Origin of the sequence: Halorubrum sp. PV6 (assembly GCF_003990725.2) — an archaeon.
Taxonomy (GTDB): domain Archaea; phylum Halobacteriota; class Halobacteria; order Halobacteriales; family Haloferacaceae; genus Halorubrum.
On record NZ_CP030064.1, the window covers coordinates 1,132,222 to 1,150,299 of the forward strand.

Genomic DNA, 18,078 nt, shown 5'->3' on the forward strand with positions numbered 1-18,078 from the left:
TCTCAGTGGCAAAGACCGGGTATGACCGCCGACGGACCTCCGGCCGAATTCGACCTCGCCTCTGGCTTCAGCGAGGAGTTGTCGTCCGCTCCGGCGGACGATCGCGTGTATCGGGTCGCGCTCCAGTTGTACGAGCCCGCCGGCGTCTCCGAGATCGCGGAACGCGCGTCGTGTGCCCCGGACACGGCTCGCCGGCATCTCAAGCGCCTCGCGGATATCGGCGTTCTCACCGCGAGATCCGAGACGCCTCTCGCGTACGAGCGGAACGAATCGTACTTCGAGTGGCGGCGCCGAAACCGGCTCGCGTCGCTTTCGTCGACCGAGCTGCGCGACAAACTCGCCGACCTGACGACGCGGGAACGAGCGTTCCGCGATCGGTTCGAGGCGGACTCGCCCGCCGACGTGAACGCGCTCGATCACGCGGACTTCGACGGCGTCGAGGATGTCTGGGCCGAGCTGAGCGAGTGGCGGACGGTCCGACAGCGGATTCGTCGACTGGAGGCCGTTCGACGGCGGCGAGCCGACGGACCGTCGACGGAAGGGAACACCGCGTGACGGCGGACGACGCCGCTCGCGCGGCCGTCGACGACGAAACGCTCCGATACGTCGGACGACTGTTTGGACAGCGGGAGGAAGTGCAGCACACGTCACTCTTCCCGTCCAACAAGAGCGAGAGTCTCGTCGTCTCGCTCGACGAGCGCTACTATCCGCCCGACATCACCGACGTTACGCTGGAAATTCGGGCGTACACGAACGGCGACTTCCACGTTTCGTACGTCGAATTTCACTCGGGCGAGCGCCGCCGATGCCGATGGGACAGACACAAGCAGCCGCACAGCTCGCGAGACCACTTCCACCCGCTTCCGAACGCCGGCACGGAAGCGGCAGTCGACCGTGCGTATCCAACGGATCTCACCCGCGTCCTTGAGGGGGTGGTGCTCCCGTGGATCGACGAGAGAGTGGGAGCGCTGTGGGAGTGAGCGCCGTCAGCGCTGGGCCGTCGCGTCCGGCGTCGCCACGACGCCGAGGTGGTCCTCGTGGAACCGATCGAGCCGCCGAGTCTCCAGTATCTCGTACGCCCCTCGAAGGCGGTCGAGGGCGCTCTCGAACACCGATTCGGGGGCCGCCGTCACGTCCTCGCTGCGCGCCTTGATCGCGAGCAGGAGTCGCCCGTCGTCCGCGAGGAACCGGGCGTTTCGCACCGCCACTTCGGCCTGCCCGCGCGTCGCCACGTCCTGGACGACGATGTCGACGTCGCTCTCGACCACGTGCGCGTAGCGGCTCGGCGTCCGCGCGTCTTTTAAGAGCGGGAACAGCCGGTCCCGAGGCTCGGCGGCGTCGACGAGGTCCCGCGCCGGGCGCGGCGCGAACTCCACCGCGTACGTCGGGCCCGCGAAGTCCGCGACGTGGCTGACCGTCGTCCCGCTGGCCGCACCGAGGTACAACACCGTCTCGCCCCCGGTCAGCCCCGTGTCGAACCCGAGTTCGAGCATGCCGCCGAGCTTCGAGCGCTCGGGGTCCCACGCGCGCCACCCGTCCGCGGTCGGCTCGCCGTACACCGGCGGCCCGCGGGTCGCGAGCCGCGCCTCCCCGTCGAACTCGCGGCGCTCGACGCCCGCGGGCAGGTCGGGATCGGTCATTCGTCGCCCTCCGTCGCGGCGTCGCTCTCGTCTTCCGCGCGTGCCCGGATCGTCGCCATCCGGTCGCGGAGGTCCTCGTGCAGGCTCTCGCGCCGCTCACCCGCGTAGTGGTCGACGCGTGCCGCGAGCGTCAGCTTCCCCGCGAGCGCCCGCGCGGCCGACCCGCGGTCCGCCGGGCGAGTGTTCCGCACGTACTCGTGGGTGTAGATGATCCCGTGTTTCGGCGAGGGGGCGCGCCCGGAGAGGTGCGCGAAGAGCGCGTCCTCGGCGCCGAGGACCTGCACCGTTCCAGAGGGCTTCTTCGCTAACGACTCCAAGCCGCCGGCGAGTGCGATCAGCCGGGCCGCGAGTTCCGACCCCGCCATCTCGGTCAGGTTCGGCGCCACCGCCGGCGCGATCCGATCGATGGTCTCGCTCAGCGCGTCGCGTTCGTCCGCGAGGTCGGCGACGCGCTCGGCGAGCGAGACGGCGCGCCGCTCCAACTCGCCGTCCGGGTCGCGCGCGGCGACCGCGCGAGCCCCGTCGACTCCCGGCTCGGCGTCGTCGAAGAGGCTCCCCGCCCACTCCGCGGCGCGCTCGGCCAGCTCGTTTGCGGTGCGCTCGCAGTCGTCCATCGCTCGCACCGCGTGGATGAGCTGTTTGTCGTCGGCGCGCTCGCGTTCGCGGACCGCCTCGCGAGTCGCCGCCACGGACGCCTCGTGGAGTCGGTCGTAGTAGTCGTCCCGCGAGTCGGCGAAGCCGGACTCGACCGCGAGCGCCGGCCAGTCGCGCGGCGCGTCGGCCTCCCCGTCGGCGATCCGACTCCGGACCGCCTCGCCGTCGATGGCCGCGGCGGCCTCCGGCGTCGGCCCGCCAGCGAACCAGCCAGCGTCGTCGTCGGTGTTCGTCATTGCCCGTGGCTACTGCGTCCGGTCGTATAGGCGTTCCCGAAACGGCGTCGGGGAGGAGAAATCGGATCGGTCGTGGCGAAAACGGTCGCGGGGTGACGGCGGTGTCAGCGCGGGCGCGGCGTCGGCGGCGTCGCTACTCGTCGGCTAGTTCGATCACGGCCGCCGAGTCGTCGTCGGCCTCGGCGTCGGCTTCCTTGCCGGGTCGCAGCTCCGCGAAGACGCCGTCCGCGCCGCTGCGGAAGTCGGCGATAGTCGCGCCCGCCAGCCCGCCGAGCGCGCCGCCGGTGCTCGCGGCGTTTCTGTTGGCCAGACCGCCGATGGCCGCGCCGATGGCCGCGCCGACGGCCGCGTACTTCGCTCGGGACAGCGCGCGTTTTATTTTGGATTTCATACCATTACCTTCGCCGGCTGCTCTCAAAAATCTGTCGGCGAGGAAAGAACGGAAAAAGACGGGCCTACTGGAGCCGTTTCGTCGTCTCCACGAGGGGGTGGCGCGCGTAGTCGACGATTTCGATGTCGGTGATGTCGTCGAGCCCCTCCTTTTTGGCGGTCTTCGCCATGCCGAGGTCGACCGCGTGGTCTGGGACGATCACGTACGCGTCCATCTCCTCGATGCCGGCGTCGTGCGCCGCCATCACGCGATGGTGGCCGTCGGCGAGGTGGAGCGTCCCGCCGTTGTCGATGACGACGAGCGGCTCCGCTAACCCCCGGACCAGCTCGTACTTCCGCCCCTCCAGCTCGTCGGCGTACACGCGGGATTGGGTCGGCGTGAGGTCGGTGAGTTCCACCTCGCGGCGCTCCTCCGTGAGCGCCACCCCGTGGATCTGTTCGAGGGTGCGCATGAGCTTCCCGACCTTGCTCGGCGTGGCGCGTTCGATCTGTGACCGAACCACGTCCGTGTTCGAGATGATCCCCACGAGGTTGTCGGCGTCGTCGACGACCGGGAGTCGTTGGATCCCGGATCGGAGGATGACGCGCGCGGCGTCGGTCACTTTCATGTCCGGGTGCGCGACGATCAGGTCGTCGGACATCACGGTGAAGACGGGGGCTTCGTCGTCGGCGAGGAGGAGATCGGCCGCCGAGATGAACCCCTCGACCGTGCGGCCCTGCGTCACGGGGAACCCGTTGTGGCCGTCGCTCTCGGCCATCCGCTCTGCGACCCGCAGTACCGTCTCGTCGGGGCTGACGGTCTCCACGTCGCGGGTCATGTACTCGCCGACGGTCGGTTTTCCGCTCATCGCCCGACGTTCGGCTCCGACGGGATAAAAAGGGTGGGAGGAAGCCGGCCTACTGCGGGCTCGGGCTGGAGGGGCTAGAGACGCCGCCCTCCTTCAGGGCCGAGCCGGTGATCGACTTGAGCCGGGAGACGAGCGAGTCCTTCTCCGCTTCGCCCTCCAAGGCGATGTCGAGGACCTCGCTGATGTGCGAGACCGGGATGACCTCGATCATGTCCTCGTACTCGTCTTCGATCATCACGTCCTGCTCGTTCGCCTGCGGGATGATGACCCGCGTGCAGCCGGCCTTTGCGGCCGCCTCGATCTTGTGGGTGACGCCGCCGACCGGGAGCACGTCGCCCCGCACCGACAGCGAGCCCGTCATCGCGAGGCTCTGGTCGACGCCCACGTCCTCCAACGCCGAGATGACCGCGGTCGCGACCGTGATAGACGCGCTATCCCCGTCGACGCCCTGCTGGCCGGCCTGTACGAACTGGATGTGGATGTCCATCTCCGAGATGTTCTCGTCGGAGAACTTCTTGATGATAGCGGAGACGTTCGAGACCGACTCCTGGGCCATCTCCTTGAGCTGGCCCGTGGCGATGACCTCACCGGGCCCCTGCGAGGGCGCGACCTCGGCCATCACCGGGAGCATGATCCCGGAGTCTTCGCCCATCACGGCGAGGCCGTTGACGCGACCGACGACGTAGCCGTCGGAGACCTGCAGTTCGTAGTCCTTCCGGCGCTCGATGAAGTCGTCCGCGAGCTGCTGTTCGATGGAGCGCGAGCGCCCCTTCGCCTGCAGCACGTGGTCGCGGGTGGTCAGCTCGGAGTCCTCGCCGCGAGCGATGTCGCCGGCGACGCGGACGAGCCCGCCGAGGTTCCGGAACAGGAGGGTGAGGTGGCCCTTCCGGCCGGAGCGGCGCTTGGCTTCGAGGATGACTTCCTCGACGGCCTCGGCCGAGAATTCGGGCAGGCGCCCGTCCTTCGCGACCTCCTGAGCGATGAAGCGGACGTACTTCCGCCGCATCTCCGGGGTGTCCTCGATGGTGTCCTCCATGTACACCTCGTAGCCGTACCCCTTGATACGGCTCCGGAGCGCCGGGTGCATGTTCTCCATCGCGTCGAGGTTCCCGGCCGCGATCATGACGAAGTCGGTCGGGACGGGCTCGGTCTGAACCATCGCGCCCGAGGAGCGCTCGGACTGGCCCGTGATCGAGAACTCGCCCTCCTGAATCGCCGTCATGAGGTGCTGCTGGCTGCGGATGTCCAGCGTGTTGATCTCGTCGATGAACAGCACGCCCTTGTTCGACTTGTGGATGGCGCCCGCCTCGACGCGGTCGTGGCTGGGCGTCTCCATCCCGCCGGACTGGAACGGGTCGTGCCGGACGTCGCCGAGCAGCGCGCCGGCGTGTGCGCCGGTCGCGTCGCGGAACGGCGCGGTCTTCGTGTCGCCGTTGTTCACGAGCAGGTTCGGGATCATCGCGTCGGAGCCGCGGTTCAGGTAGCGGAAGACCAGGTAGACGACCCCGGCCGCGATGATGCCGACGAGGATCTGGCCGACGATGATGAGCGCGTAGCCCAGCACGACGGCGATGATGATCCACATGAGAAGCGACCGCATCTGGTTGCGCTTGCGCGCCTCCTCGCGGTGCGCGTCGACGATCTGGTCGCCCTTCCCCGCCGGAACCGTCCGGACCTTCGGCTTGTTGCCGTCCTCGGGGTTGTGGTACACCAGCACGTCCTGCAGCTCCTCTTTCGGGAGGAGTTCGGACATCGCCTTCGCGAGCATCGACTTGCCGGTCCCCGGCGAGCCGATCATCATCACGTGGCGGCGCTGTTTGGCCGCCTTGATGATCACGTCGCGGGCGTGTTCCTGCCCAATGACCTGGTCGACGAGCCGGTCCGGAATTTCGAGTTCGGCTGTCGTGTCGATGTTGAGGCCCCCGAGGAGGTCGTCCTCGTCGGGGTCGTCGTCGATGTCGGCGCCCTCGACTTCGACGCTGCTGCCGAGGTCGTCGATGCCGCGTTCCGCTGTCGGTTCGACGCCATCCTCGCTGGTGGCGCCGTTCGTTTCCTCGTGGCCCGCCTCGACGTCGTCAGACACGGGGTCGTCGACGACGACGGTGTCGTCCCAGAGTTCGTCGGGATCCGACGGGTCGTCGACGGCCGGCTGCTCGCCGGTCGAGTCGTCGGCGCCGTCGGCCTCGTCGACGCCGTCGTCAGCCGGCGCCCGGCCGCCGTCGTCGCGGGCGTCCTCGCCGTTCCCCGCCGAATCCGCGGTCCCGACGCCGGACTCATCCGGTCCTTCGGGCTCGTCGATTGACGGGTCGTTTTCCTCCTTTTCGTTGCTCATAGAATCGGGATTTCGCTACTGAAAACGACGGGTCGGCTACTGATATACTTTCTCCCCGCGGAGGATTCACACAGGATCGAAAAAACCGGCTCTGTGCGGTTCGAGGCCGCTGAAATCGGCATTCGACCGCTCCCACGAGGTTTATAAATGAGGCTCTCGCTACGTGTACTCATGCGCGGGTTCTACATCGGGCGGTATCAGCCGTTTCACGACGGCCACCGACACATGATAGAGGAGATCGCGGCCGACGTCGACGAACTCGTGTTGGGGATCGGCTCGGCCGGCGACTCTCACACCACCCGAAACCCGTTCACCGCCGGCGAGCGCGTGATGATGGTGACGAAGGCCGTCGAACCCCTCGACGTGACGACCTACGTCGTCCCCATCGAGGACCTAGACCGCAACTCCGTCTGGGTGAGCCACGTCCAGAGCATGACGCCACGATTTGACGTGGCGTACTCCAACAACCCCCTCGTCGTCCGCCTGTTCGAGGAGGCCGGCGTCGAGGTCCGCGGCTCCCCAATGTTCCGCCGCGACGTGCTGGAGGGCACCGAACTCCGCGAACGCATGATCCACGGCCGGGACTGGGAGGCGCTCGTGCCGGAGACCGTCGTGAACGTAATCGAAGAGATCGGCGGCGTCGAGCGCATTCGCCGGATCGCGGAGACCGACACGAACGGCGACGCGCCCGCGGATCAGTAGCGCCGCGCTTGGAAATCGACGACTCTATTGAGCGTCTCAGCTCCCGGCAGTCGAGGCGCGCACGTGCCGAAAGAGGAGCGAGGTAGCCGACTCGTCAGCGCATCACTGGACGGAGCTACTCAGGAACGGGTCCGAATCGACGAGCCCGAGTGAGACACTCGCGGCGGTCGGCCTGCTGTCGACCGTTCCGTCGTTCAGTTGCCCGGTCGTCGCGTTCGGCCCGGCGGGGTCGTTCCAGTAGTTGGTCTCCGCGTTGACGGTGCCCGATGCGGCGTTGGTGAGTCCGAATGCAGTCAACAGGTCATTGCCCGTGATCTGAATACCGCTCACGTCCACATTTGGTTCGATCTTGACCGCCTCCGGATAGAAGCCGTCGTTGCTCAGGATATCGGCACCGAAGACGTTTCCAGAGACGAGGAAGTCCGTATTGGCCGAGTTCGCGACGTTGAGTCCCTGCGCGAACGTGTCGAAGGAACCCGCACCCAGACTGTTGTCTGCGAGGAGGTCACGGAACTCGTTGTCCGCAATGGTGACACCGTCCGTGTCTTGCTGGACGACGATCCCGAGCGGTGCCGTCGTACTCTCGAAGTCCCTGAACACGTTCGACCTGATCGACACGTTGGTGATGGCGCCCGGACTGTTCCCCGTGTTGAACAGGATGCCGTTGACCGTCGCAAAGCTCCCGTCGTCCTCTTGCCGAAGGGTCTCGATGATGTTGTTGAAGACGACGACATCGTCGTGCCCGCCGGTCGCCTCGGTCCCGAAGACGATGCCGGTGACACCGAGACTCCCTGTCGGGCCGATGTCGAAGATCCGGTTGTTGCAGATGGTGACGCCGTTGACACCGGGGTCGACTGCGATGCCGATGAGCCCGCCGGGGTTGGTGATCTCGAAGCCGTCGAGACGGACGCCGTCTGCGGCAATCGTGACCGGCGCACTCCCACCGTTACCGTTGATTGTCGCCCCTCCGCGACCGATGAGCGTGAGATCAGCCACCGAGACGGTTACCTGCTCGGTGAACGTCTCCGCCGCAACGCCGATGACGTCACCGGGCGAGGCCGCATCGACTGCGGCTTGAATGGAACCGCCCGCCCCGACAAATGCGTCGACGAACGGTGTCACGGGCGCGTCGTTGTGCCGGGCCTGTTCTGCCGCGAGCGAGAAGGTGAACTCGACGCCGTCAGACTGAATCTCGTTGCCGACGGTGGTCGGGAGCACCCATTCGATACAGAGGCAGGGCCCCTGTTGGATGGTCTCGTTTTCCGAGCCGGGATACGGCGTCGGGTCGTCGTCCGGCGACGGCTCGTCTTGATCACCGTCGAGAAGGAATCCACCGGTGAAGTCCTTTGCGAGGTTCGCCAGTGTGTATCCCTCGGGGTTGTTTAGTTCGCGCGTGGTTTCACACGCCACCGTGTCGCCCGACCGGGAGACGCTCTCCGCGTACGAGACCGTCACCTCGATGGCCTCGCTCAGTTCGCCGAATCCGGCGCCGGTGTTTGCCGTCCCGATCGACCCGCCACCAGTGCTGTCGACATCCCCCTCGGGTTCGTTCTGTCCGTTTTCGTAGTCAACGAGACCGTCGTTGTTCCCGATCCAGAGCCACGCGTCGTTTGTGACGACTCGCGGACAGAGTGCGACGACGCCGCTGTCACCGGGCTTCACGTCGGCGAGCGTGTAGGTGTACTCGGCCTCCTGTGTCCCGTTGACGACGCCTTGATCGCTTCCAGTCCCCGCCCTGCCCTGATCGAACGCGGTGAAATACTCGACGACGAGGTCAAGACGACCAGCCTCGAAAGAGGCTTCGACGGATTCAGTGTCATTGAAAAAAGCGGTCGTACCGAGTCCAGCACCGGCGGATGCGACGCCGATCGTGCCGAGACCGGCGAGAACGTTTCGCCGCGAGAGATGATATCGTGTTTCTTTGGTCATTGGTATGATGTCCCGCCTAGGTGGTTCCGTCTGGACGAATGACCGACGGCCCACGAGTCGGGTGTCCCACTCATACAAATGTTAGATAATATGTATGAACACCCAACCAGACGCTTAACCCGTCGTTAAGCGAACGGTCGTGTCATCTAAGCAGCCATTAGAGTAACCCCTTATGACGGTATGAACACGTTACTGAGGTGATCGAAAACGCGTGTCCACACCGCCAACGACACGGCTGTATCCGAAACGACCGCTGGCCGAGCGGGCCGAAGCCCAATTCGAACTACGCATCTCGGCTAGTGAGCGACCCCACAAGTGGGCGAGGCTGAACCACTCTAGCCTGGCTCTCTCATGATCCTCAGCGGTGGTAGTTCACTGAGGCGCTGCTGCATGTGGGCGCGAATACAGTAGCATCGGAGCGCATCGAGGGGCCGTCTATTCCTCAACTAGGCGCGTATAACTATATCTGGTAGCATGGTACTGCCGACATGGACATTTGCCAACAGGAAAGTCAGATGAGCGAAGCCATGGTCAAGGTGCATCTCAAAGAGGCGTTGGATGAAACTGATCCGGTAGAAAAAAACTATCATATTCGGTCGGCATTACAGCGAATGGTATCTGAAGAGATGAGCGGTCCAAAGATGAGTTCTAACGGATAGATACGCTGTATCTCGCACGCTGATTCCGGCAGTTCCGGCGGATTTCAACGGAGTCGGATCGACACTCGCGCGCCACGGACCACCGGCGCCTCGCTCGCGAATACTCGCGACTCGCCGCGCGCCGACGGCGGCCATTTAAGAACGAGCCAGACGGCGTATCCGATATGCTCACGCTCACGTCCGACTTCGGCTCCCCGTACCCCGCCGCGATGAAGGGAGTGATCCGCCGGCACACCGACGCCGAGATGATCGACGTCGCTCACGACCTCCCGCGCGGCGACCCGCGGGCGGCCGCCTTCTGGCTCCGGTTCGTCCTCCCGGAGTTCCCACCTGCGGTTCACTGCGCCGTTATCGACCCCGGCGTCGGGACCGACCGCGACGCGCTCGTCGTGCGGGCGGGCGCCCACGTCATCGTCGCGCCGGACAACGGACTGGCGATGCCGCCCGCGCGAGCGCTCGCCGGCGAGGACGGCGTCGAGGCGTTCGTCGTCGACACCGACGACCCCGCCAGCGAGACGTTCCACGGTCGGGACGTGTTCGCGCCCGTCGCGGCCCGAATTCGGGAGGCGCTCGACGCCGACGAGAGGGCACAGACGCCGGAGATGGTCGCGGCCGTGCTCGCCGACGCGGACGACCTCTCGCCGGCGGCGGACCCGGTCGACCTCGCCTTCCCCGAGCCGAGCGTCGAGCGCGACGACGACGGCGACCCCGTCGCCGTCGAGGGGGAAGTGCTGGTCGTCGATCGGTTCGGCAACGTCGTCACGAACGTGCCCGGCGAGCTGGTCCGCGGGCGTGAGTGGGTCCGCGTCAACGACGAACTCACCCCGGTCGCGGAGACATTCGGCGCGGTCGAGCCGGGCGAACGGCTCGTCACCGTGGGGAGCCACGGCTACGTGGAGTGCGACGTAAACGACGGGCGCGGCGACGGAACCTTCGACCTGCGACCGGAGGAGTCGGTGCGAATCGTCGCCGACAACGTCAGCCTATAAATAGCGGACCGGGCGGGTCAGAGTTCGACGCCGGACGGGATCAGGCTCTCGTTCCGCAGGAGGTTCCCCTCGTGGTCGTACACGAGGAACGTGTCCTTGTCGTAGGCGACGAGCCGCTCGCCGTCGGTCTCGATCTCGACCCGGTAGCGCGCGTCGTCGTCGCCCGCCGAGTCGCGAGCGGCGTGGATGAAGGGGAGTACGTCTGTCGCGGTCTCGTTGAGTTCGAGGATGAAGTCGCCGGTGTAGCGGTTGGTCACGGCGACCACGCCCTCCGCGTCGTCGGCGGACGACAGCGGCTCGCGGAGCCGGAACGCCACGTCGATGTCCTCGGCGTCGAGGAGGTCGCCGCCTGTCCCAACGAGTCGGTCCCGGAGGAGGTCGTCCGGTCCGTGGAAGTCGATCCGGACCAGCGGAGTGCCCTGCTGGCCGGCGCCGGCGTCCACGCCCTCGACCGTCAGATCGAAATAATCACGCCGCATTGCCTATATTCACATTAGCGGTCGCGCCGTATGAACGTAACGGGCGGATCGGATACCGCCGACCGCCGGGGGGATTATAAACCCTCACGGCACATACGACAGCATACCGATAATGGCGAGTGACGCGCGTGACACGGACGACCGCTTCGAGGCTCTCCGGAGGCGTCTCTCCCGGACGCTGGAGGTGCTTCGAGGCGTCGACATCGACGTGCGTCCCTTCAGACCGGGCGACGACGGCCCGCTCTCCTCGTTCGTCGTCCCGGACGGCGAGACCGAGGTCGACCGCTACTGGGTGAACGCGCCGTACGCGTTCGTCGTGATCACCTACAACGACGAGGAGAGCGAACACCGCTACTACGCGGTGGAACCGGATCTGGACCGCTTCGAGCGCGACCTCCTCGACCGCGTGGTCGACGACATCCGCGACCCGCTCTTATACCGCGAGGGGACCGGCCGCGCGGACGTGGAGACGCTCACGACCGAACTCGAGGGGCTGTTGGAGGGGTACGGCGTCGACGTCGGGATGGACACGTTCCACGCGTTGGTGTACTACCTCTACCGCGACTTCCGCGGCTACGGCAAGGTCGACCCGCTGCTCAACGACCCCCACATCGAGGACATCTCGTGTGACGGCTACGACCTGCCGATCTTCGTCTACCACGACGAGTACACCGACATCGAGACCAACGTCTCCTACGGGGAGTCGGCGCTGGACAACTACGTCATCCGCCTCGCCCAGCAGTCCGGACGCCACGTCTCCGTCGGCGACCCGATAGTGTCGACGACGCTCCCGGACGGCTCCCGCGCCGAACTCTCGCTCGGTGAAGAGGTGACGCCGCGCGGCTCTGCGTTCACGATCCGGCAGTACGCCGAGGACCCGTTCACCCCGATCGACTTGATCGAGTACGGCACGTACTCGATAGCACAGATGGCGTACTTCTGGCTCTGTATCGAGCACAACAAGAGCCTCATCTTCGCCGGCGGGACCGCCTCCGGGAAGACGACCTCGATGAACGCGGTGTCGATGTTCGTCCCGCCGCGCGCGAAGGTGTTGACTATCGAGGACACCCGCGAACTCTCCCTGTACCACGACAACTGGCTCTCCTCCGTCACCCGCGAGCGACGCTACGAGGGCGCCGACATCGACATGTACGACCTGCTGCGCTCGGCGCTCCGCCACCGGCCGGAGTACATCGTGGTGGGAGAGGTGCGCGGCGACGAGGCGATCACGCTGTTCCAGGCGATGAACACCGGCCACACCACCTTCTCGACGATGCACGCCGACTCCATCGAGACGGTGATCAACCGCCTGGAGAACGAGCCGATCAACGTCCCGCGAGCGATGGTCCAGTCGCTGGATATGCTCTCGATCCAGACGCTGACCCGCTCGGGCGACCAGCGGGTCAGGCGGGCGAAGACGATCGGCGAGATCGGCGGCATCGACCAGCGGACCGGCGAACTCGACTACTCGTCGGCGTTCCAGTGGAACCCCGAGACCGACGAGTTCACCCGGAACGACTCGTCGCTCATGACGGAGATAGCCGACGAGCGCGGCTGGTCTCGGTCCGAACTGCTCCGTGAGGTCCGCCGTCGGGAGCAGTTCCTCACGCTGCTCCGCTCGCTCGACGTCACCGACTACCGGGCGTTCACCGCCCTCGTCAACGAGTACTACGCCGACCCCGAGCGCGTGATGGACCAGCTCGAAGAGCGAACCGACGGCGAGGTCGATCGGCCGGAGACGAGGGGCCCGACCGAACAGCGCCCCGACGGCGGATGATCGCGTACATCCCGCTCGTCGCCGCGGTCGCCGCCTGTCTCGCCCTGCTCTTGCCATCGGTTGACGACGGGGCCAACTTAGTCGTCACCCGGATCGCGATGCTCGTCTTCGGCGAGTACGTCGGCGAAGACGGCCCGCGTCGCCGGCGACAGCGCGACCTGTTGCGCGCGGCCCACATCGCGGGGACACACCGGGCGTACGCCGCGAAGACGCTCCTGTACGCGGCCGTCCTCGGCGTCGCCGGAAGCGTCATCGGGGTCTACGCCGCCGCCGGGCTCCTCTCGGCGCTCGAAGTCACGGAGGCGACGCTGCGAGCCACCCTTCCGGCGTCGCTCGGGTTCGTCGCCGGGCTGACGCGGCTCACGTCGCTGCAACTCCCCGAACTGTTCCTCCTGTTGACGCTGGCGTCCGCGACGCTCGGCTCCGCGCTCTCGATCGGCGTGTACTACGGGCGGTGGGAGCTCCTCAACCAGCGAGCCCACGCGCGGGGGACCGAGATCGACGCGACGCTTCCCCGCACCGTCGCGTTCATGTACGCGCTCTCGCGGTCCGGCATGCCGTTCCCGCGCGTGATGGACACCCTCGCGAAAAACGAGGCGGTGTACGGCGAGGCGGCGACGGAGCTGTCGGTCGCCGTGCGCGACATGAACGCCTTCGGCACCGACGCGTTGACCGCGCTCCAGCGCACCTCCCGGCGCACGCCCAGCGAAGACCTGGCCGACTTCGCGGAGAACCTCGCCTCCGTCCTCGGGACGGGCCAGTCCATCTCGACGTTCCTCAACGACCAGTACGAGTTATACCAAGAGGAGGCCGAGGCGAAACAGCAGCGCTACCTCGAACTGCTCTCGACGTTCGCGGAGGCGTACGTCACCGCGCTGGTGGCCGGGCCGCTGTTTTTCATCACCATCCTCGTCGTGATCGGCCTCGTGTTGGAGGACACGCTCCCGCTCTTGCGCGCCGTGGTCTACGTCGCGGTGCCGCTGGCGACGTTCGGGTTCGTCGTCTACGTCGACAGCGTCACGCAGGGGGTCGGCGGGACGGAGAGCGTCAACCTCTCGAAACTGGCCGACACCGACTCCGAGGCCGACCGCGACGCGGGTACGATCCCCCTCGGCGACGGGGCGAAGGCGGACGGCGGCGTGGCACACGACGCGGCGACCGACCCGTGGCACGCGAGCCGGGAGCGCCTGCAGCTGTTCGACCGGATCCGGTGGCTCCGCCAGTGGGCCGCCTCGCCGGTCGAGAGCGTCCTCGCCGCGCCGCGGTCGGTGTTCCTCCTGACCGTGCCGCTCGCGCTCGGCGGCCTGCTCGTGACCGCGTTCCCGATCACCCTCGGCCCGCCCACGGCCATGGTCGCGCAGGTCGAGCGACCGATAGTCGTCGCGACCGCGCTCGTCCTCGCGAGCTACGCGATCGTCTACGAGATCCGGAAGCGCCGCGTCCGGAAAATCGAGGCGGCGGTCCCCGACTTCCTCGACCGCTTCGCTAGCGTCAACGAGGCGGGCACCTCCGTGGTCGGCAGCCTCCGACGCGTCGCCAAGTCGAACTTGGAGGCGCTGTCCGAGGATCTCCAGCGCACCCGGCGCGACATCGACTGGGGCGCCGACGTGGGGACCGCCCTCCGCCGGCTGGAACTGCGGGTCCGGTCGCCGATGACCTCGCGGGCCGTCGCGCTGATCACCAACGCGATGCGCGCCAGCGGCGATGTCGCGCCCGTCCTCCGCATCGCGGCCGACGAGTCGCGCGCGACGTGGGCGCTCCGTCGCGAGCGCCAGCAGGTGATGGTGACGTACCTCATCGTCATCTACATCTCCTTCCTCGTGTTCCTCGGGATCATCGCCTCGCTTTCGGTGTCGTTCATCCCCGCGATAGAGGACGCCGCGATGTCGGGCGCCAGCGCCGGCACGGAGAGCCTTCCCGGTACGCCGAACGCGCCGGGCGGGATCACGGAGGGGCTCGGCGACATCAACGCGACCGCCTACGAACAGCTGTTCTTCCACGCCGCTTCGATCCAGGCGATCTGCTCGGGGCTCGTCGCCGGGCAGCTCGGCGAGGGGTCGGTCCGTGACGGCGTGAAACACGTCGTCGTGCTGCTACTCCTGACGCTCGCGGTGTTCCTCGTCATCAACGCGCTGTGAGCCGCGTCGGGTCGCCCGCGTAATCGTCGAGAACACCCACACCGTCGGGCCGCGCCCACGAGACCTAAACCGATCCGGACCGACCGCCCGATATGGATCCTGAGCGAAGCGACGCGCCGTCTCCGGACGCCGCCTCCCGAGACGACTCCCGCCCGACCCTCGACGGCGAGTCGTCCGTCGACCCGCAGTCGACGTACGACCGCATCGCGGGGCACTTCTCGAAGACGCGGGAGTACGCGTGGCCCGAAGTCGAGTCGTTCGTGACCGATCGCTCGGCCGACCGCGCGCTCGACGTTGGCTGTGGCAACGGTCGGCACGCCGAACTGCTGGCCCAGCGCGCGGACGCGGTGGTCGGCGTCGACCTCAGCCGCGAACTACTCAGGGGGGCGGTCCACCGGGCCCGCGAGCGAGGCTACGACGAGACGGCGTCGTTCGTCCACGGCGACGCGGCGCGGCTCCCGGTCGCGACCGACGCGGTCGGGCTCGCCGTGTACGTCGCGACGATCCACCACCTCCCGTCGCGGGCGGCGCGGATCGGGAGCCTCGACGAGCTCGCGCGGGTGCTCGCGCCGGGCGGGATCGCGCTGGTGAGCACGTGGAGCACGGCTCACGATCGCTTCGAGCGCGATGCGGGGTTCGATACGACCGTCGACTGGACCCTTCCGGGCGGCGAGACGGTCCCGCGGTACTATCACATCTACGCGCCGTCGGAGTTCGAGGCGGACCTCGCCGAGAGCGCGCTCGAAACCGTCTCGTTCGAGGTTTCGAGCGGGAACTGCTATGCGACGGTCACCGCGTCGACCCCGTAGTTATCGCCCGTGATATTGGTGGAGGGGGATTAAATAGCCCCTACCGAGCGAGTCGATACAATGAGCTCGACGCGTTTACAGCGCCTCCTGCGTCGCGTGAGTCCCGACGTGATCGCTCGGAGCTATCTCGCGAAGTTTGCTATCGTCGTCGTCGTGATCATCGCCGCTATCGGCGCGATGGGCGCCGTCACCTACGCCGAGACGACCGACCAGCTCGAAGCCACCGCAGAGGAGGACTTCACCGCCGTCGCGGAGTTAAGCGCCACCGAACTCGACGTGTGGACCAGCACGCGCCGCGCGACGGTGAGCGACATCGCGGACAACGAGGCGTTCACCCGCGAGCCGGCGGTCACGAGCCGCTACCTCAGCTCGCACATGTCGCGGGCGGTCTCCGAGGTGGTCGCCCTCCATCACGTCGACCGCAAGCAGGGAACCGTGATCGCGTCGAGTCAGGAGGCCTCGTACGCCGGCAACGGCATCACGGCTCAGCCGTGGTTCGACGACAACCTCCTGTACGGCGACCAGGTCGCCACGACACCGACGTATCAGGTCAACGGCGACCAGCGAGTCGCGTACGTCGCCCTGACGCCGATGCGCGACTACCTCGTCATGGAGGTCGAACTCGCGCCGGTGGTCGCGGAGTTCCGCGAGCCGACCGCGGGGACGTTCACGACGGTCGTCCAGTCCGACGGGACTATCGCCGCCGGCGACCGCGAGGGCGTCGCGGGCCAGCGGTACGGCGAGCGCGTTCGGTCGGCGTTTTTCGACTCGGAGCAGCCGGTCGGGTTCGTTCCGTCCACGACCTTCGACTTCGCCACCGGGACCGAGTACTTCGTCGCGTACGCGCCGGTACCCTCGGAGGACTGGTCGGTCGCGATCCACGTCCCCCGTTCAGAGGCGTACGCGCTCTCCGGGATGATCGGCCGGAACCTCCTCTTGATCGTCGGCGTCGCCGTCGTCGGACTCGGCCTCCTCGGCGCGACGCTCGGTCGGGGGACCGTCATCGAGCTGAACCGCCTCGGCGACCGCGCCAGAGCGCTGGAGGAGGGGGCGCTCGACGTGCACCTCGACTCCGACCGCCGCGACGAGTTCGGCGACCTGTACGGCGCGTTCTCCACGATGCGCGACTCGCTGCGCGACCAGATCGAGTCCGCGGAGACCCAGCGGGAGCGCGCGAAGTCGGCGAAGGCGGAGAGCGAGGCCTTCGCCCAGACGCTCGAAGAGCGCGCCGCGTCGTTCGGCGCGACGATGGAGGAGTGCGCGGACGGCGACCTCACCGCTCGGCTCGACGCGCGGTCGGACGACCCCGAGGCGCTCCGGGAGATCGCCGACGGGTTCAACGACGCGATGGACGAACTGGAGGCGACGATCGCCGAGGTCGACGCGTTCGCCGAGGAGGTGGCCGCAAAGAGCGAGGCCGTCACGGACGGCACCGACGAGGTCGCCGCGGCCGGGCGAGAGACGAGCGACGCGGTCGACGAGATCTCGGCGGGCGCAGAACAACAGAGCCGCCAACTCGCCGACGTCGCCGGGGAGATGGAAGATATGTCCGCGACCGTCGAAGAGGTCGCCGCGTCGGCCGACCAGGTGGCGACGACCTCACAGCGCGCCAGCGACCTCACCGACCGCGGCCGCGAGGCGACCGGCGACGCGGTCGAGGAACTACACGCGATCGAATCGCGGTCCGAGTCGGCCGCCGAGACGGTCGAACGGCTCGAAGCCGAGATGGAGGAGGTCGACGAGATCGTCGAGGCGATCTCCGAGATCGCCGACCAGACGAACCTCCTCGCGCTGAACGCGTCGATCGAGGCTGCCCGCGCGGGCGACGCCGGCTCCGGGTTCGCGGTCGTCGCCGAGGAGGTCAAATCGCTCGCGGAGGAGACCCAGGAGTCGGCCGCCGAGGTCGAGACCCTGATCGACGGGCTTCGGGAGCGCACCGACGAGAGCGTCGCCGAGATGGCCGCGATCCGCGAGGGCGTCGGCGAGGGCGTCGACACCGTCGAGGAGGCGGAGGCGGCGCTCGAAGCGGTCGACGAGCGCGTGACCGAGGCCGACGACGGGGTCCAAGAGATATCCGCGGCGATGGACGCGCAAGCGTCGTCAGTCAGCGAAGTCACCGGGGCCGTCGACGACCTCGCGGGTGTGAGCCAGCAGACGACCGCCGAGGCGACGACCGTCGCCTCGACCGCCGAAGAGCAGGCCGTGACGCTCCGGGAGGTCTCCGAGCAGGCGCACGACCTGTCGTCGCGAGCGCGCGACCTCCGGGGGATGACCGACGCGTTCGATGTCGCCGCGGGGGTCGACGCGGCGAGCGACGACTCCCTCGCGGAGTCGGGATCGGGGTCGGAGGGGGAGTCGGCCGTCGAGTTCACCTTCGGGACGGCGACCGCAGGCGAGAGCGACTCCTCCGTGAGCGCCGACGGCGGCGTCACACCGGACTCTGAGCCGTCGCTGGAGGGTTTGGCGGACGGAAGCGCAGAACAGTAGTCGCGATTC

The 18,078-nt window shown here is 67.5% G+C and carries 15 protein-coding genes; 8 read left to right on the top strand and 7 right to left on the bottom strand.

Annotated elements, in window-relative coordinates; translation table 11 throughout:
* Positions 1–21: 21 nt before the first annotated feature.
* Positions 22–555: an ArsR family transcriptional regulator gene (locus DOS48_RS19365; RefSeq protein ID WP_127117304.1), complete on the top strand. Its 534-nt coding sequence runs from the start codon at positions 22–24 to the stop codon at positions 553–555.
* A complete protein-coding gene (locus DOS48_RS19370; protein ID WP_127117305.1) occupies positions 552–980 on the top strand; it encodes a hypothetical protein in 429 nt (142 codons plus the stop codon). The genes DOS48_RS19365 and DOS48_RS19370 overlap by 4 nt, the downstream gene beginning before the upstream one ends.
* Before the next feature lie 6 nt (positions 981–986).
* On the opposite strand, the gene DOS48_RS19375 is transcribed toward DOS48_RS19370, so the two are convergent.
* From DOS48_RS19375 to lonB, 5 genes are all read right to left on the bottom strand, one after another.
* Complete coding sequence (locus DOS48_RS19375) at positions 987–1,640, bottom strand: fibrillarin-like rRNA/tRNA 2'-O-methyltransferase (protein ID WP_127117306.1); 654 nt, start codon at positions 1,638–1,640, stop codon at positions 987–989.
* Positions 1,637–2,530, bottom strand: coding sequence for an NOP5/NOP56 family protein (locus DOS48_RS19380; RefSeq protein WP_127117307.1), 894 nt, complete (start codon positions 2,528–2,530; stop codon positions 1,637–1,639). The genes DOS48_RS19375 and DOS48_RS19380 overlap by 4 nt, the downstream gene beginning before the upstream one ends.
* A gap of 133 nt (positions 2,531–2,663) precedes the next feature.
* On the bottom strand, positions 2,664–2,921 hold the full coding sequence (locus DOS48_RS19385; protein WP_127117308.1) for a hypothetical protein: 258 nt from the start codon (positions 2,919–2,921) through the stop codon (positions 2,664–2,666).
* Between the two features lie 64 nt (positions 2,922–2,985).
* Entirely contained in the window at positions 2,986–3,768 is a 783-nt protein-coding gene (locus DOS48_RS19390; RefSeq protein WP_127117309.1) for a CBS domain-containing protein, read from the bottom strand.
* Positions 3,769–3,817: 49 nt separating this feature from the next.
* The gene (gene lonB / locus DOS48_RS19395; RefSeq protein ID WP_127117310.1) at positions 3,818–6,100 is read right to left on the bottom strand and encodes an ATP-dependent protease LonB; all 2,283 of its coding nucleotides are present in this window, start codon (positions 6,098–6,100) and stop codon (positions 3,818–3,820) included.
* A 171-nt stretch (positions 6,101–6,271) separates the two neighbouring features.
* Between lonB and DOS48_RS19400 the strand changes: the two genes are divergently transcribed.
* Positions 6,272–6,802, top strand: a complete 531-nt coding sequence (locus DOS48_RS19400; protein ID WP_127117311.1) for a nicotinamide-nucleotide adenylyltransferase — start codon at positions 6,272–6,274, stop codon at positions 6,800–6,802.
* 102 nt (positions 6,803–6,904) lie between these two features.
* Here the strand turns inward: DOS48_RS19400 and DOS48_RS29275 are convergent, their stop codons facing one another.
* Positions 6,905–8,731, bottom strand: coding sequence for a SipW-dependent-type signal peptide-containing protein (locus DOS48_RS29275; RefSeq protein ID WP_210755408.1), 1,827 nt, complete (start codon positions 8,729–8,731; stop codon positions 6,905–6,907).
* 823 nt (positions 8,732–9,554) lie between these two features.
* Here DOS48_RS29275 and DOS48_RS19410 point away from each other — a divergent pair.
* Positions 9,555–10,379 (top strand): S-adenosyl-l-methionine hydroxide adenosyltransferase family protein, encoded by an 825-nt coding sequence (locus DOS48_RS19410; RefSeq protein ID WP_127117312.1) that lies wholly within the window; start codon positions 9,555–9,557, stop codon positions 10,377–10,379.
* Positions 10,380–10,396: 17 nt separating this feature from the next.
* On the opposite strand, the gene DOS48_RS19415 is transcribed toward DOS48_RS19410, so the two are convergent.
* Entirely contained in the window at positions 10,397–10,858 is a 462-nt protein-coding gene (locus tag DOS48_RS19415; RefSeq protein WP_127117313.1) for a DUF5793 family protein, read from the bottom strand.
* Between the two features lie 112 nt (positions 10,859–10,970).
* Between DOS48_RS19415 and DOS48_RS19420 the strand changes: the two genes are divergently transcribed.
* The 4 genes from DOS48_RS19420 to DOS48_RS19435 all read left to right on the top strand — a co-directional run bounded on the left by DOS48_RS19420 (position 10,971) and on the right by DOS48_RS19435 (position 18,069).
* Complete coding sequence (locus DOS48_RS19420) at positions 10,971–12,635, top strand: type II/IV secretion system ATPase subunit (RefSeq protein WP_127117314.1); 1,665 nt, start codon at positions 10,971–10,973, stop codon at positions 12,633–12,635.
* Positions 12,632–14,773, top strand: coding sequence for a type II secretion system F family protein (locus DOS48_RS19425; RefSeq protein ID WP_127117315.1), 2,142 nt, complete (start codon positions 12,632–12,634; stop codon positions 14,771–14,773). The genes DOS48_RS19420 and DOS48_RS19425 overlap by 4 nt, the downstream gene beginning before the upstream one ends.
* Before the next feature lie 92 nt (positions 14,774–14,865).
* On the top strand, positions 14,866–15,582 hold the full coding sequence (locus DOS48_RS19430; RefSeq protein WP_127117316.1) for a class I SAM-dependent methyltransferase: 717 nt from the start codon (positions 14,866–14,868) through the stop codon (positions 15,580–15,582).
* 60 nt (positions 15,583–15,642) lie between these two features.
* Complete coding sequence (locus tag DOS48_RS19435; protein WP_127117317.1) at positions 15,643–18,069, top strand: methyl-accepting chemotaxis protein; 2,427 nt, start codon at positions 15,643–15,645, stop codon at positions 18,067–18,069.
* The last annotated feature ends 9 nt before the right edge of the window (positions 18,070–18,078 follow it).